The sequence below is a fragment of the Paracraurococcus ruber genome, assembly GCF_004353985.1.
Classification (GTDB): Bacteria; Pseudomonadota; Alphaproteobacteria; order Acetobacterales; family Acetobacteraceae; genus Paracraurococcus; species Paracraurococcus ruber.
Genome location: NZ_SMOA01000726.1, coordinates 1 through 369, shown reverse-complemented (window position 1 = coordinate 369; position 369 = coordinate 1). Strand labels below are relative to the sequence as shown.

Genomic DNA, 369 nt, shown 5'->3' with positions numbered 1-369 from the left:
CGGCTGCTGGCCGGCGCGACGCCGCTCTGGGACCGGCCGCTGGCCGTCGCCGGCGTGCCCTATGGCTGGCGCGCCCCGGCGGCCGGCCCGCCCGGCCTCTACCGCGTGGGCGACCAGGCCAGCGTGATCCCGAGCTTCACGGGGGAGGGCATCGCATTGGCGCTGCACTCCGGCCTTGCCGCGGCGGCGGCGATCCTGGACGGCGGGGATGCGACGCAATTCCAGGCCGCCTGGCAGCGGCGCAGCGCCGGGGCGATGCGCTGGGCGGGGCTGGGCGCGCTGGTGCTGCGGCAAGCGCCCGGCGCCTTCGCGCTGGCCGCGCCGCTGGCGGGGCGGGCCTTGGCGCGGCGGACGCGCATCGCGGCCTGA

The 369-nt window shown here is 80.2% G+C and carries 1 protein-coding gene; it reads left to right on the top strand.

The window, feature by feature from the left end:
- On the top strand, positions 1 to 369 hold a 369-nt coding region (locus E2C05_RS33920), incomplete at its 5' end, for an NAD(P)/FAD-dependent oxidoreductase (RefSeq protein ID WP_205083330.1).